This is a genomic window from Imperialibacter sp., assembly GCF_048007035.1.
Classification (GTDB): domain Bacteria; phylum Bacteroidota; class Bacteroidia; order Cytophagales; family Cyclobacteriaceae; genus Imperialibacter.
In genome coordinates this window covers 6,591,277-6,606,338 of sequence record NZ_CP180355.1, presented here as the reverse complement: position 1 = coordinate 6,606,338, position 15,062 = coordinate 6,591,277, and the positions used below count along the sequence as shown (strand labels likewise).

General features: G+C 46.7%; 13 protein-coding genes. 5 read left to right on the top strand and 8 right to left on the bottom strand.

Annotated elements, in window-relative coordinates; translation table 11 throughout:
• Positions 1-37: 37 nt before the first annotated feature.
• The 3 genes from ACMVP2_RS27940 to ACMVP2_RS27930 are packed head-to-tail and all read right to left on the bottom strand — an operon-like array spanning position 38 to position 1,800.
• Positions 38-253, bottom strand: coding sequence for a helix-turn-helix domain-containing protein (locus ACMVP2_RS27940; protein ID WP_416866059.1), 216 nt, complete (start codon positions 251-253; stop codon positions 38-40).
• Between the two features lie 6 nt (positions 254-259).
• A complete protein-coding gene (locus ACMVP2_RS27935) occupies positions 260-982 on the bottom strand; it encodes a hypothetical protein (protein WP_416866058.1) in 723 nt (240 codons plus the stop codon).
• Positions 983-1,038: 56 nt separating this feature from the next.
• Positions 1,039-1,800 carry a creatininase family protein gene (locus ACMVP2_RS27930; RefSeq protein WP_416866057.1) on the bottom strand — a complete coding sequence of 254 codons (762 nt, stop codon included), beginning with the start codon at positions 1,798-1,800 and terminating at the stop codon, positions 1,039-1,041.
• Between the two features lie 177 nt (positions 1,801-1,977).
• Here ACMVP2_RS27930 and ACMVP2_RS27925 point away from each other — a divergent pair, with 177 nt between their 5' ends.
• A complete protein-coding gene (locus ACMVP2_RS27925) occupies positions 1,978-2,469 on the top strand; it encodes a DinB family protein (RefSeq protein WP_416866056.1) in 492 nt (163 codons plus the stop codon).
• 54 nt (positions 2,470-2,523) lie between these two features.
• Here the strand turns inward: ACMVP2_RS27925 and ACMVP2_RS27920 are convergent, their stop codons facing one another.
• The 3 genes from ACMVP2_RS27920 to lhgO all read right to left on the bottom strand — a co-directional run bounded on the left by ACMVP2_RS27920 (position 2,524) and on the right by lhgO (position 5,636).
• Positions 2,524-3,270 (bottom strand): copper homeostasis protein CutC, encoded by a 747-nt coding sequence (locus ACMVP2_RS27920; RefSeq protein WP_416866055.1) that lies wholly within the window; start codon positions 3,268-3,270, stop codon positions 2,524-2,526.
• Positions 3,271-3,272: 2 nt separating this feature from the next.
• Positions 3,273-4,367: a ThiF family adenylyltransferase gene (locus ACMVP2_RS27915; RefSeq protein WP_416866054.1), complete on the bottom strand. Its 1,095-nt coding sequence runs from the start codon at positions 4,365-4,367 to the stop codon at positions 3,273-3,275.
• Between the two features lie 72 nt (positions 4,368-4,439).
• A complete protein-coding gene (gene lhgO / locus ACMVP2_RS27910; protein ID WP_416866053.1) occupies positions 4,440-5,636 on the bottom strand; it encodes an L-2-hydroxyglutarate oxidase in 1,197 nt (398 codons plus the stop codon).
• A gap of 140 nt (positions 5,637-5,776) precedes the next feature.
• Here lhgO and ACMVP2_RS27905 point away from each other — a divergent pair, with 140 nt between their 5' ends.
• Positions 5,777-7,054, top strand: a complete 1,278-nt coding sequence (locus ACMVP2_RS27905; RefSeq protein ID WP_416866052.1) for an acetyl-CoA hydrolase/transferase family protein — start codon at positions 5,777-5,779, stop codon at positions 7,052-7,054.
• Positions 7,055-7,056: 2 nt separating this feature from the next.
• On the opposite strand, the gene ACMVP2_RS27900 is transcribed toward ACMVP2_RS27905, so the two are convergent.
• A complete protein-coding gene (locus ACMVP2_RS27900; protein ID WP_151997003.1) occupies positions 7,057-7,344 on the bottom strand; it encodes a DUF6958 family protein in 288 nt (95 codons plus the stop codon).
• 397 nt (positions 7,345-7,741) lie between these two features.
• On the opposite strand from ACMVP2_RS27900, the gene ACMVP2_RS27895 reads away from it, so the two are divergent.
• The 3 genes from ACMVP2_RS27895 to ACMVP2_RS27885 are packed head-to-tail and all read left to right on the top strand — an operon-like array spanning position 7,742 to position 13,436.
• Complete coding sequence (locus ACMVP2_RS27895) at positions 7,742-8,872, top strand: efflux RND transporter periplasmic adaptor subunit (protein WP_416866051.1); 1,131 nt, start codon at positions 7,742-7,744, stop codon at positions 8,870-8,872.
• Positions 8,873-8,883: 11 nt separating this feature from the next.
• Positions 8,884-12,057, top strand: coding sequence for an efflux RND transporter permease subunit (locus ACMVP2_RS27890; protein ID WP_339792563.1), 3,174 nt, complete (start codon positions 8,884-8,886; stop codon positions 12,055-12,057).
• 20 nt (positions 12,058-12,077) lie between these two features.
• Complete coding sequence (locus ACMVP2_RS27885; RefSeq protein WP_339792562.1) at positions 12,078-13,436, top strand: TolC family protein; 1,359 nt, start codon at positions 12,078-12,080, stop codon at positions 13,434-13,436.
• 77 nt (positions 13,437-13,513) lie between these two features.
• Here ACMVP2_RS27885 and ACMVP2_RS27880 read toward each other — a convergent pair whose 3' ends face one another.
• Positions 13,514-14,875 (bottom strand): D-alanyl-D-alanine carboxypeptidase/D-alanyl-D-alanine-endopeptidase, encoded by a 1,362-nt coding sequence (locus tag ACMVP2_RS27880; protein WP_416866050.1) that lies wholly within the window; start codon positions 14,873-14,875, stop codon positions 13,514-13,516.
• Between the last annotated feature and the right edge of the window lie 187 nt (positions 14,876-15,062).

The following is a 15,062-nucleotide window of genomic DNA, read 5'->3' as shown; positions in this document are numbered from 1 at the left end:
TGAGATGACCATTATTGCTAAGTTTTAACCGGATGGATCAGGCAAACAAACTTCTGCGATATTGGGTGGGATAGGCCCCGAAACGCTGAAAGAATAGTCTACTAAAGCTTGTGGCATTCTCAAAGCCTAGTTGAATGGCAATTTGGTTGACGGGAATCTCTTTTGACTTGAGAAGGGAAAAAGCCCTTTGTAAACGGAGCCGCTGGAGATATTGATAGGGGGAGCAACCGAAGGTCACCTTGAATAACCTCAAAAAATGCTACTTGGAGAGGAATGCTTCATCAGCCAGCTTTTGCAGGTCTATGCTTTGGTTCTGGTGACTGTGCAAATAATCAAGCGAATAAGAAAGCCGCCGATGGAGCTCAATGCGGGTGGAAGCTTTCGCAGCAGGCAGCTTCCGAACTTCCTTAAGAATTTGACGATGCTGAGAAAGCAGATAAACCATGAGCTGGTAATTGTATTCATCTAGCTTTAAGCTACTCAGGTTTCCGTTTTTATGGTCGGCATAAAGGCACTTAACAATACCTGCAAGGGTATCGTCTTTCCGGTACAGCCGATTAGCAAAACCTATGTTTTCTGACGTCAGTCCATAAGAATCGTTGAGAATTTGATCCGTTGGAGTGATTAATCCTGAAAGGACTTGCAACGAAAGGTCTTCTCCCAGGTGAATATTGAGTGTTTCGGCAGGTTGGTCAGGCTCAACAGTCAGTGTATATTCTTGATTCTTGTTGGTGACGTAGAAAAAGTCATCACTAATGGTGGCGGTAGGCCCGCCTGTCGAGCAGTAGCTGTTGCCACTTATATTCATGAAAATTGAGATAGGCCCCTGCACGTCCGGCCGATAGGCTGAGGAAGTCGTGGCATTAATAATGCAATTAGGCCACTTGGGTTTGATCAGTTTTCCTGAGGGATCGGTGACTTTGATCTGCCCCGACACCATCGACTTAAGCCATTTAATATCAGGGAAATCGGATCGGATCATTCTGATTCAAGGTGATTCAAACCTTTACGAATTTCGTAAACAGATGGTTTTGACTGTTATTCATAAAAGTCCTCTTTATCAATTTGAGAAAGCTCCAACATCAACTTGCCAAGTTTTTGTGTAACGTCTGTGAAGAACCTGGCTCCTTTTTCCGCTGTAGACTTTTTTGGATTGCCAATGCCTGTGTCAGCTGAAACCTTCGACCATTCTCTTTCCTTCCATGCCCAACCTTCTTTGAACCCCTGAATACGTGGTTTTTTGTCTTTCCCGTCTCCGGCCTGATCAAGCGGCAGCACCAGCTCGGGTCTCAGGTGCATAATGAGGCAGGTTTCCATTTCGTCGGCATGGTCTCCAGGCTCTTCGAAGTACTGCTTCTTGTCCATCGACTGGAACCAGTTACAGGTGCTGAGCAACATTTTGGGGTACCTGACACCCAACTCTCGCAGCATGGTTTTGAAGTCGTTACCGCCATGGCTGTTCACAATCAGCAGCTTGTAAATGCCTTGCCGGTTGAGCACCTCAATGATATCGTTGAGAATAGCTAGCTGCGTGCTGGGGTAGAGGTTAATGTCAAGCTTGATGTCAGTTTGGCCGGTATTCACTCCGAAAGGTATTGTGGGCATTACCGTCAATTTTGCGCCAGCTTCCCAGGCGATACGACCTGCCTCAGTGGCTATGCTGTCAGCTTCATACACATCGGTGCCGTAGGGCATGTGGTAGTTGTGGGCCTCGGTGGCACCCCAGGGTAAAACGGCCAAATCGATTTGGCGATCCTTGATGTCTTTCCAATTGCACTCGGCGAGTAGGTATTGTTTCATAGGGTTGAAGCTAGAATTTTTGAGAGTATTATCAAACTACAAAGTTGAACAGACATTTGGCTGGTTTACTAATTGAAGAAAAAAGTTTTTATGTAAAAAATCGACTGACAGACAGCTGTCAGTGGCCAGTGCTAGTTTGGCTTCATCAAAGAAATTTTGAACCTAAAATCACACATCATGAATCAGCTAAACACTCAGATTGAAGCCGGAGTAATTTCACCAGAGCAGTTGCTCAAACACTGGCAGGGACATAGAAGCCTGACCCGCCGGGTAATAGAAGCTTTCCCTGAAAAGGAATTTTTTGAACATTCCATTGGTGGCATGCGACCATTTTCGAAACTCGTCAGTGAGATGCTTGCCATTGCGGTGCCAGGTCTGAAGGAAATTGTTACCGGCGAAACAACGCCCTTTAATGAAGAGCTGGAGTTTGAAGGGAAAAAAGAAAATGTACTGAAGGCATGGGATGAGTCTACAGAGCAAATTAACTCCTACTGGAAGCAGCTTTCAGCAGAAAGGTTCCAGGAGCAAATCAAGCTTTTTGGGCAGTATGAGGGAACAGTGGTGTCCAACCTTTTCTATTTCATCGACAACGAGATTCACCACAGGGGACAGGGCTATGTGTATCTTCGGTCGCTGGGTATTCAGCCTCCCTTCTTTTGGGAGAGGTAAAACCATGTTGTGGCTGTCTCAACAAACCAATCAGGGCTTTTGAGACAGCCTTTTTTATTTTTTGACACCTTCTGCCAGCAGGCGGATTTTTTTCACTCTTTCCACACTTACCACCAGCTTCTGGTACTCTCTAGGGTCGTCTCCCATAGACACGGCGGGGTTTCTGAATGCCATTGCGCTGTCCACAAAACTCCTCCCTGAAATATGGATTTCTTTCGCTCCAGTGGTTTTGACCAGATTGGCCACATTTTCTTCGCTGACACCAGCGCCAGGCATGATGATGATTCGGTCACCGGCTTTTTTTACCAGCTCCGCTAGCAATAGCCTGCCGTCGTAAACATTGGCCTGCTGCCCGGAGGTCAGGATGCGGTCAAAGCCAGCTTCAACGCACGCTTCGAGGGCTTCGTGGGGATCATTGGTCATGTCAAATGCCCGATGGCAGGTGACTTTCAGCGGCCTGGCAAGCTGCACAAGCTCCCTGTTTCTTTCCGTATCTATTTCCCCATTGGCTTTCAGGATGCCAAAGACCACACCGTCTGCACCTAGTTTTTTCGCCGATTCAATGTCTTTTTTCATTACCTCAAATTCCTCATCGGAATAGAGGAAGTCACCACCTCTTGGCCTGATCATGACGAACACTGGTATTCGTGCCTTTTCTTTGGCAGCCAGGATCATTCCAGCGGAGGGTGTGGTGCCTCCATCACCAGGACTATCACATAACTCTATGCGACTGGCACCACCTTCGATGGCATTGAGTACGGAGGTGATGTTGTAGCAGACTACTTCTATTGTAAGCGGCATTTTTAGTAAGTTGGAAGATTTGGATCAATCTCTTCGGCCCAGGCATGAATACCTCCGATGAGGTTATAGAGGTTGTCGAATCCGTACCGTGATTGCAGCGCTTGAATGACTGAGGCACTGCGCCCCCCATGGTGGCAATGCACTACCACCTGGCGGTCTTTATCAATCAAGTCCAGATATTCCTGAAGCTCGCTCATGGGCATCAGTTCTCCACCCATATTCACCGTTTCATATTCGTGGGCCTCCCTTACATCGATCAGCTGAAAGCTGACGCCGTTTTTCTTCCATGAGTCGAGCTCCTGAACGGTTATCTCTTTCATATTTTCCTGGTAGTTCTTAATGCCGCAAAAGGCCTCGTAGTCGATAAGCTTGGTCACTTTGGCTCTGGTACCCTTTGGCTTGATCACCATTCGCTGCCGTGTATTGTCCCACGCACCAAGCATTACTAAGGTACTGTCCAGCACTTCGCCAGACTGGGTAATGATTTTGAGTGCTTCTATGGCCTGCATGGTGCCGATAAGCCCTGGAAGCACACCTAATACGCCCTCTTGTTCGCAAGTGGGCACTGAACCGGCCGCCGGGGGAGTAGGGTAGAGGTCTCTGTAGTTAGCACTTTCTTTTGTGAGGTTGAACACGGCCACCTGCCCTTCAAACCGATGAATCGCACCGTAGATGTATGGCTTGTCTGCCAAAAGGCATACATCGTTCATGAGGTAGCGGGTAGGAAAGTTGTCGGTGCAGTCGATCACAATGTCAAACCCGGCGACAATATCGAGTGCATTAGCAGAGGTGATTTTCTCCTGGTAAGCTACCAGCTCGATGGTGGAGTTGAGCGCCATTAGGTGGCTTTTGGCGGCTTCAGCCTTATTTTTGCCCACGTCGCTTTCTCTGAATACTACCTGGCGTTGCAGGTTGCTGATGGAAACGACGTCATTGTCAACAATGCCAATCCGCCCTACGCCAGCTGCAGCGAGGTATTGCAGCACGGGGCAGCCCAATCCACCCGCACCAATCACCAGTACCCTGCCTTCAGCGATCTTTTGCTGGCCTGCGGGGCCTATTTCTTTTAGCGACAAATGGCGAGCGTACCTGGACATGGAAGAAAGTTATCGGTTAATAGTGAAAAGTAAAAGGGTATCCCTCAACCCTCGCACTTCTTGCCGCTGCGCTCAAAACCTCTTGAGTACGATATTCGACACTGTTTCTCCTATCGAAAGACTGGAGGTGGCTGCCGGGCTTGGTGCGTTGCAGACATTCACAGCTATGTCATTTTCCAAAATCAGGAAGTCGTCGAGCAGCCCACCATTGCGGTCGCACGCCTGGGCACGCACACCCGCTCCGCCCGGTTCAAGATCCGACTCTTTCAAATCAGGCAGAAGCTTTTGAAGGGCAGTGGTGAAAGCTGTTTTGCTGAACGACCGGTACATTTCGCCAAAGCCTGTTTTCCAATATTTCCACGCCACTTTCTGAAAGCCAGGCCAGGCCAGTGTTTCGGCTAGTTCAAACAAATTAATTTCTGACTTGCTGTATCCTTCTCTTCTAAAGGCCAGCACCGCATTGGGGCCAGCTTCCACTTCGCCACCCACCATTCGTGTAAAGTGTACGCCGAGGAATGGGAAATTAGGATCCGGTACCGGGTAGATCAGGTTCTTGACCAGGTACTTTCTTTCTTCTTTTATTTTGTAGTACTCACCTCTGAATGGCACAATCTTGATATTGACTTCCTGTCCGGTCATCCGGGCTATTTTGTCGGAATAGAGACCAGCGCAGTTCACCACCAGTTTCGTTTGGTAGGTGTCCTTATTAGTGACCACCGTACAACCTCCGGCTTCTTTTCTGATTTCCCTAACCGCCTCACTTATATGAATCTGTCCATCATCTTTTCTTATCACTTCAGCCAGTTTGGCCGATACTTCTTTGTAGCTGATGATGCCGGTGTAAGGCACCCAAATCCCCTCAATGCCATTTACATAGGGCTCCTTTTCTTTTAATTGCTCAGCAGTAAGCCGCTCGTTTTTTACCAAACCATTTTGAATACCTCTTTCGAAAAGATTATTCAGCAGCGGCAATTCTTCTTTCGACGTGGCTACTACAATTTTGCCACAGAGGTCATACTCAATTCCTTGTTCGTTACAAAAGTCAAGCAGCATGTTGTAGCCATTGATGCAATTAGTCGCTTTCAGACTTCCTGGCTTATAATATAAGCCGGAATGGATAACCCCGCTGTTGTTGCCGGTTTGGTGAGCCGCCAGTCTGGGCTCTTTTTCAATTAGCAAAACCTTAAGTCCGGGTCGTTTCTTTTTTAGTTGGTAAGCGGTGGCCAATCCCACAATTCCTCCACCAATAATCGTAATGTCGTATTGCATGCTGTTCAGTTGATGTTGCGAATATAAGACTCAAAGGTGAATTATAACTGCATGATAATAATCAGTATACTTTGGGAGTGAAATCATCCTGGCGTTTTGTGGTTGGTAATACTTTTGTACCAAAATAAATCATCTCAATCATGGAAAGGAAAGTGGTAAGTGCCGAAGAAGCGCTGAAGGTTGTAAAGTCTAATGACCGGGTTTTTATTCACAGTGTGGCTGCGGCACCCAAGATTCTGATAGACGCCTTGGTGGCGAAAGCGCCCGAGCTAAGAAACGTGGAAATCATGCACCTGCATACGGAGGGTTCGGCTGACTATGCCAAGCCTGAATATGCCAACAGCTTTCATGTTCACTCTCTGTTTGTTGGCGCAAATGTGCGTAAAGCCACTCAAGAGCATCGGGCCGACTATATCCCCATTTTCTTAAGCGAAATACCCAGACTGTTCAGGGAGAATATCCTCCCAATAGATGTGGCGCTAGTGTCGGTTACCCCGCCCGATAAACATGGGTACTGCTCGCTCGGGGTTTCGGTTGATGCCACTTTGGCTGCGATTGAAACGGCCAAGGTAGTGATTGCCCAGGTGAACCCACTAATGCCCCGCACTTTCGGAGACAGCTGTTTACCGGTGAGCAAATTTCACTATTTGGTTGACGGAAAAGTGCCGATACATGAAGTGCCATCGCCTCCGATTAGTGAGGTCGAGAAAAAGATTGGTCAGCACATCGCCGGCATGGTGGAAGATGGAGCCACCCTTCAAATGGGAATTGGAGCCATTCCCAACGCAGTGCTTTCGCAGCTTACCAACCACAAGCATTTGGGCATCCACACCGAAATGTTCTCGGATGGAGTAGTTCCTCTTGTTGAGTCGGGCGTAATCGACGGGAGCATGAAGGCTATTAACAGAGGCAAGATTGTGTCAACCTTTGTAATGGGCAGCAAACTTACCTATGATTTTATCGACAACAACCCCTCGGTCAATCTTTACGATGTCGCTTTTGTTAACGATGTGGCCACTATCCGTCGCAACCCCAAGGTAACATCAATCAACTCGGCCATCGAAATTGATATCACAGGCCAGGTTTGCGCTGACTCCATCGGCACGCTGCACTACTCGGGCGTGGGGGGACAAATGGATTTCATAAGAGGAGCCTCCTATTCAAAAGGAGGAAAGCCGATCATAGCCCTGCCTTCGGTCACAGGCAGGGGAGAAAGCAAGATTGTACCATTTCTGAAGGAAGGAGCTGGGGTGGTAACGACCAGAGCCCATGTTCATTATATAGTTACCGAATGGGGAGTGGCCTACCTGTACGGAAAAACACTGCATCAAAGGGCTCGTTTGCTGATTGATATAGCCCACCCTGATCACAGAGAGGCATTGGAGCGGAAGGCATTTGAAAGGTTTGGGAAGATATGATGTTAGCTTTTTAGCTGAATCTGATGGGGGCTGGTCTTAGGAACTCGTTCAATAATTCCTCTGGCCTCCATATCCAGCTTAACAGTAACGAAATACCACAACACTTTTCCATCGAATGAGGCTGTCAACTCGTTCACTGCCTGGTCTGCAAGACTTTCAAACGTCCTGGGTTTTCCGTCTTTCAACTTCTTGGCTATGAAAGCATAAATCACATCATATTTATGTTTCATGATATTGACACCCTTTTTACCCTGGGGGTGAAGGGTCAGGATTTTCTCTTTGTCAACCATTATTCGAAAGTTTGACCGTGGATTGTACCTTTGAGCCTCGTTCAATTTAGTTATTTGCAGAGGTTATATCAACAGTTGTAGCCGCCAATTAGCCGGTAGTTCCGCTGGCAGCTTCCACTCTTCTATGAAATTTGGTAGAACTTCCCGATAATTTAGCCAATCGTCCGAAACCCGGAAAATTATCCGTATTTTGAACAACCTTTGCAAGCTTTTTGCGTCCGATAGACAGTGCGCTGCAGCCTGTTGGCGTATTGCTTTCATTAATCCACAGCAGAAAACAAAGCCCACTCAGAGCGGGTTTATTTGAGAATAGAGCCTATTGTAAAGATTGAATCCATTGTTTGGCATTAGAAGGCCTTCACATACGTAAGTAATATCATTTGACCTATAAATTTCTATGTCTTTAAGAAGAAAACTCATTGCGTTTCTGGTTGTCGTGTTAATGGTGACTGGCTCCATTGGCCTTTACAGCTTTCTGGCGGCAAAAAAGGAACTTCCCCCTGAAAAAGAGGCCCCTGCTGTTGTCAACTATGTAAAAGTGAGAGAAGTAGCTTTCCAGAATGTGGAAACGGAAATTGAAGCCTATGGAAGGGTGGGCTCGTCTCAGCCTATCGACTTGTTGGCTGAGGTGGGTGGCCGACTGATCATGGGAGATGTGCCTCTAAAAGAAGGCCAGAATTTTAAAAAGGGGCAACTTCTGGTGCGTGTCAACGACGTGGAGCCGAGGCTAAACCTCCAGGCAAGAAAAAGCAGTTTTCTTAATCTTATTGCCTCTATACTTCCGGACCTAAAAGTGGATTACAGCAGCAGCTTTCCGGCCTGGCAGGAATATTTTGGCAATATAAAAACAGATGCTCCACTTCCTGAGCTTCCGGAAATAGCTGATATCAAGGAAAAGACTTTTTTGGCCACCAAGAACATCCTCAGCGAGTTCTATACTATTCGTGGTCTGGAGGAAAACCTTAGGAAGCACTATATGATCGCTCCTTACAATGGGAGCATTTCCGTTGTTAATATCGAGCCAGGCACCTATGTGAATCCCGGGTCTAATATCGGCAGGATTCTTCGCACAGATGCATTCGAAATCAAAGTACCCATTGAAGCTGGAGACATCCAGTTTGTGGAATTGGGCAAAAGGGTAAAGGTTATAAAAGGTGAGGACGAATCGGCTTCACTTACAGGAAAGATCGTTAGAATGACGGACTATATAGACCCTACCACGCAGACATTCCATGTGTATGTTTCTATTCAAAACAATCAACAGCAGGCACTGTATGACGGATTATATCTTAAGGTGGTGATTCCAGGCAAGGTCGTGGACAACGCTATTGAAGTACCAAGGGGTGTTGTTAGAAACAAAGGAGAAGTGTTTGTGTATAACGACGGAGTGCTGGGCACCAGAGCTGTTTCAGTGCTGAAAAATAACCAAAACACTTACCTGATCACAGGGTTGAAGGAAGGAGATTCACTTGTTACTGAGGCTCCTTTGAATGCCTTTGAGAAAATGAAAGTGGAAATCATTAAATAACGCCAGAAGATATGAGACAACTTTTATCATTCTTTATCAAGTATCCGATTTGGTCTAATGTAATACTGCTGGCAGTATTTCTTCTGGGTTTGGCCAGTTTTTTCAACATGAAGAAATCTTTCTTCCCTGAAAGAACGCCAAACATGATTACGGTGTCCGTTTCCTACCCGGGTGCTGCTCCGGAGGAGATGGAGGAAGGCATCACTATCAAGATAGAGGAGGCATTGAAAGGGATTGTGGGAATTGTGGAGGTAAGATCGGTTTCGAGCGAAAACTCTGCGTCTATCACAATCGAGACGTCCACCAACTACGATCTGGACGAAGTCCTCACAGAAGTGAAAAACGCTGTAGACAGGATCAATTCCTTCCCGGTAGGTGCCGAAAAGCCTACGGTATTTAAACAGCAGTCCACCAGCATGGCTTCCTTCCTCGGTCTGAAAGGAAATGTGCCTTTGATGGAGCTGAAGACCATTGCAGAAAGAATTGAGGATGATTTCTTAAAATCGGGACTGATCACTCAGGTGAGAGTGTCGGGTTTTCCTGACCTTGAGATTTCCGTTGAAGTGCCTGAGGAAAATCTTTCCCGGTATGGCATCACATTTACGCAGGTGGCCAATGCTGTGCGTGTCAACAACCGGGATGTGTCGGGCGGAACAATAAAGACTTCCGAAGAGGAAATAAGGATCCGTGCTAATGCCAAAGATTATGACCCTGAGGTCATTGGTAACATAGTGTTGAAGGCGAATGCTGACGGCACCCGTGTGCTATTGAAGGATGTCGCCACAGTTACCCTGGGCTTTGCAGATATACCAAACAAGTACTACAGCAACAATGTAAGAGCTGTCAATGTGGCTGTGAGCAAGCTGCCAGAGGAAGATCTTCTGGCGATTTCTGAATTTCTGGACAAGTACGTGACAGATTTCAATGCTGAGAACGAGAATGTGACATTGTTTACCAACTTTGATTTCTATTCTTTGCTTTCCCAGCGGATTGATTTGCTTACCAGCAATTTTGTGCTCGGCCTGGTACTTGTAATGATCACCCTGGGTTTATTCCTTTCTTTGCGCCTTTCAATTTGGGTAGCTGCGGGTATTCCAATTTCGTTTCTGGCCATGTTCGTCGTAGGTACCATGGCAGGTATTACCATTAACATGATGTCGTTGTTTGGAATGCTGCTGGTGGTGGGCATTCTGGTGGACGACGGCATTGTGATCTCTGAAAATATTTATACCCATTTCGAAAAAGGAAAAACACCGGAACAGGCTGCCGTAGACGGCACGCTTGAAATGATGCCGTCGGTTTTCACTTCAGTGTCAACCACCATGCTCGCATTCGTGACCTTGATTTTTCTTGACAATGGAGGGTTTAGCTATGAAATGGCCGTGGTGGTAATTGCCTGTCTGGGCTTTTCATTGGTAGAGGCATTCTTTATACTTCCTTCTCACCTGGCTTCTAAAGCTATTTTGTCGAAAAGGAAGCCCGACACGCTATACGACAGGTTCAGAACCACGATGGAGAAAGGCATCGATTTTGTCAGATTTAAGTTGTACGGCAACTCTCTTGAGTTCCTCGTGCGCTGGAGATGGATTGCGATGATGGGCCCGTTGGTGTTTGTGATGATGGTGGTGGGGATGTCGCAGGGTGGTTTGATAAGGTTCGAGTTTTTCCCCCGAACGCCTTTCGACGACCTTCAGGTCGACTTGATGCTCAAACCCGGCACGAGAGAAGGCATTACCGAAGATTACCTGAGAAAATTTCAGGATCAGGTTTGGGAGGTACATGACGAAATGAAAAAAGAGGCCGGTTTGACGGAGCCATTTTTCTCATCTGTAGATATAATTATAGGCAGCAGTGCCGGCAGAAGCAGCAGCGGCAGCCATGTGGGATATGTTGGAATTAATTTTGAGGACCTCGAAGGCAAGAAAATATCGGCGTTCGAGGTTGCCAACCGGATTCGCCAAAAAATCGGGCCTATTCCTGAGGCTGAGAACTTTACGGTAGGGGCTGCTCAGCGGTGGGGAAAACCTGTTTCCATTGCTCTGAAAGGCAAGTTTATTGATGAAATTGAGGAGGCAAAAACAGAACTGAAGGAAAGCCTTAGGAGAATTGACCTGCTGAAAGACATCACTGATAATTCGGCCATCGGCCAACGGGAAATCAAGCTGGAACTGAAGCCCTTGGCTTATTTTATGGGGTTGAACCATCAGGATATTACGCAGCAAATTCGCCAGGGCTTTTTTGGTGAAGAGGTGCAGAGGCTCATCATTGGTACCGACGAGGTAAGGGTTTGGGTACGCTACCCTGAAGAGGACAGAATCAATGTAAGCCAGTTAGAATCGATGAAGATCAGAGCAGCTAATGGGTCAGAGTATCCGTTGTCGCAGCTGGCCAGTTACGAAGTTGAAAGAGGTGTGTTGAGCATTAATCGATTCAATGGAAAAAGGGAGGTGAGGGTAGAAGCTGACCTGGCGAACAATACTACCTCTATGCCGCCGTTGATAGAAAAGATTACCGCTGACATTATGCCGCCTATCATGGCGAAGCATCCTTCACTTGAATACTCTTTCGAAGGCCAGCAGCGTCGTGCCTCAAGGGAACTTGATTCAGGAGCTGTGATCTTTGGGTTGTGTTTGATAGCCACTCTTTTGTTGCTAATGCTGACTACAAGGTCCTATTTGCAGCCTTTTATGATTTTCGCACTCATTCCGCTGGGGTTCATTTGCGCCATTTTTGGTCATTGGATTGAAGACAAAACGGTGTCAATTCTGAGCGCCTATGGCATGCTGGCATTGTCGGGCGTGATTATCAACGACGCCGTGGTGATGGTGGATCAGTTCAACAGGAACCTTAAGGAAGGCATGAATATGCATGACGCTGTGGTTGATGCCGGCACCAGCCGATTCAGACCCATTGTGCTTACATCGGCTACTACAGTTGCCGGGCTTTATCCGATCATTCTTGAAACAAGCTTCCAGGCTCAGTTCCTGATCCCAATGGCCATATCTATTGCCTATGGGGTTGCACTGGGAACGCTGTTTATCCTTTTCTTCTTCCCCGTGTTTTTGATGGTGATGAACGACATCAGGGTATACTCCAAGTGGCTGCTATTTGGTGGAGAGAAGCCTAACAAAGAAGAGGTGGAGCCTGCAGTGAAAGAAATGAAAAAGGGCTACGCCCTTAACTAATCATTGATCTAACAATTGTAATGAAGAAAATACTCTTAACGTTCGGGATGGCGTTGGCCATCCTGAACTCTTATGCGCAGACCGAAGAACCAAAAATAACGGAACTGTCGCTTTCTGAAGCGATTGCCACAGGCCTGGACAATAACTTCTCTATTAAGATTGAAAAGCAGAATATCGATATTGCCACCCGTAACAACTCATGGGGGCAGGCTGGTTTGTATCCGTCGCTAACCTTCAACCTTTCACAGGGATTCAGCCGGACTGAAATCAATAACCCAACTTCTTTTGTGCAGGGAGCCATTCAGTCGAGAAATCTGCAACCTTCTTTGTCGCTTAACTGGACACTTTTCAATGGCTTTAATGTTCAAATCACCAAGGAGAGGCTGGAGTTCTTACAGCAGCAGAGTGTGGGGAATGCGACTATTGTGATTGAAAACAGCATACAGGGCATAGTAGAAGCCTACTATACTGTTCGTCTTCAGGAAGAGCAATTGACTATTTTCGAACGCAGCCTTCAGCTTTCTAAGGACAAATACAACTATAGCAAGCTCAAGGGGGAGTTGGGAAGCGCCGTTACGTTTGACATTCTTCAGGACAAAAGCGCCTACCTGACCGATTCTTCCAATTACATTACCCAGCTTTACAATGTTCAGAATGCCTTAAGAAACCTGAACCTGCTGCTTGGTATTGATGTGGAAACGAGCTACGATTTGACCGATTCACTGACGGTGCAAATTCAGCCATTTACGCTGGATGAGCTGTATGCAAGAATGGTGGCGAACAACAGCAACCTAAAGAATCAGTACATCAATCAGGAGATTTTCAAAAGAGATATTGGCATTGCCAGGTCGGCGATGTATCCTAGCATATCAATGACATTGGGGGGATCGGACAACAACCAGGTTCAGAACCTAACCAAAGCCACTTTCCTAAATGGGAATGTGGGTGAGGCTGGAATAAAATCGGGCAACACCAACTACAACGCCAACTTTACGCTCAGCTTTACAATATTTAACGGAGGTAGAATCCGTAGACAAATTGAAAATGCAAAGGTCAACGAGCAAATCGCCGCTATCAGGGTTGATGAGTTGAAACAAAGCCTAAAGAACAATCTAATCAATACACTGGAGTTCTATCGCCTTCGGGCACGGCTTTACCAGATTGCCATTGAAAACAGACAAACGGCTGAGTTCAATTTGACACTGGGTGAGGATCGTTATCGTAATGGAACGATCAGCTCTTTCGACTTCCGTGATTTGCAATTGAACTATTTGCGTTCGGCCTTGAGTGAACTACAGACCAAGTACAATCTCGTGGAGTCAGAAGTGGAGCTAATGCGCCTTACTGGTGGTATTTTGGAAGAATACGAAACTGAATAATCACGAAGATTTTGATTTGAGATGTCTGATTTGAAATTATGCGAACCGTTAATTTCAAATCAGAAATCTCAAATTCCTCAATACTTGTCCCTTATAAACTCCAGCACTTCCTGCATCTGCTCCCTGATGGGGTTAGTAAACCCGGGGTAGTTATTGTGCATAAAGCTAAAGATCAGCACTTTGCCTGAATTAGTTTTTATAAATCCGCTGAGTGAGTGCACGCCGCTCAAGGTGCCAGTTTTGGCAAAAACATAGGGCTCTGTTTCGCCAGCATACCATCGGCGTATGGTGCCAGCCTGTCCACCAATAGCCAGCGTCCTGAATAACTCCTTTTGTTCAACTAGCGTAGAAGTTTCCTCCAGCAAGGCCACCAGGCTTCGTGGCGTGAACATGTTGTATCTCGATAGCCCAGAGCCATCATGCCATATAGGCACATCTGGCAAATCGTTGAGGTATTTGTTCTTCACAAACCACAAGGCATTGTTGCCGCTAAGTGTATCCCCAAAGCCTGAAGAGCACATCACCAGAATCTGTTCCGCAATAAAGTTGTCGCTTGGCCAAAGCATGGCCTGATACACTTTTTGCGAAGGATAGCCTTTGAGGGTTTTCCATTGTAAACTATCCGGCTTGTAACCAAAGACGACAGGCTTCTTCAAGGTGTCCTGAAGCAGCTCCCTTCCAAGGGAAAATGAGTATTTGAAAGGCACATCTCTTTCAACTGTATCCAGTTTTTCCGGCGTAAAAAACAGGTAAGAGTTGTAGCTAAGGTCTCTTTCTACCAATGTTCTTTGCTTTTCGAAAGGTCTCGCTTCCACAAACTGTTGGAAGAAGGGAGGGTTTACCTTGGGCGTCGTATCTCCCGGAAGCATGCTAAACCTCACGAAGTTGCCGTAGATAGGAAGGCCGGCTCTTTCTGGCTGATAATAATACAGGTAGTCGTCCCACGACCAGCCTGGGCCGAAGACAGGGTCTTTGTAGTTTTCGGGCTGCCATATCAGTGCTTTGGTGGTGTCTGATAGCAAGTCAAACGCCGGTTGGTATTCAAAGTCGGGATGCAGAAAAGTAGGATCGCCGGTCCCGGTAAAGAAAAGCGTGTCGTTGGCTTCGGCATATTTCAGGGCTGGGATGGAATCGCCGAGCAACCTGAGGCCGGAGTAGTAGGTGAATAGTTTGGTGTTGGAGGCAGGTGTGAAATACTTGTCGCCATTCTGCTCTGCGAGGTAAGTCTTCGTGTCGGGGTCATACAGCACAAAGCCAGTAAAATGATCGGCGAAATCCGGCGACTTGCTGACCATTTGTTTCAATACTATTTTTTTGCTGATCACAAGTTGCGGCGAGCAGGAAAACTGAGCGACCAGGAGCACTACTGTCAACGTAAGCCACAGGTAGTCAAGAGACTTCGACCTATCAGCAGGGAACGCTGTACTTTTTCTTTTCATATGGTTTATTGTAGCTGCTATCCTTACCATTGCCCGAATAAATAATGCTTCAATGAAAAATTCTAATTTATGAACGAAGAGTGTGGAATTTTAGTAAAATTTACACCGAAGACCGGAAACGCCAAATAACGAAAGACAAATGTCAAATAGGCGCCAATTCCGAAGCAATCGAACCATCTGCTGACCG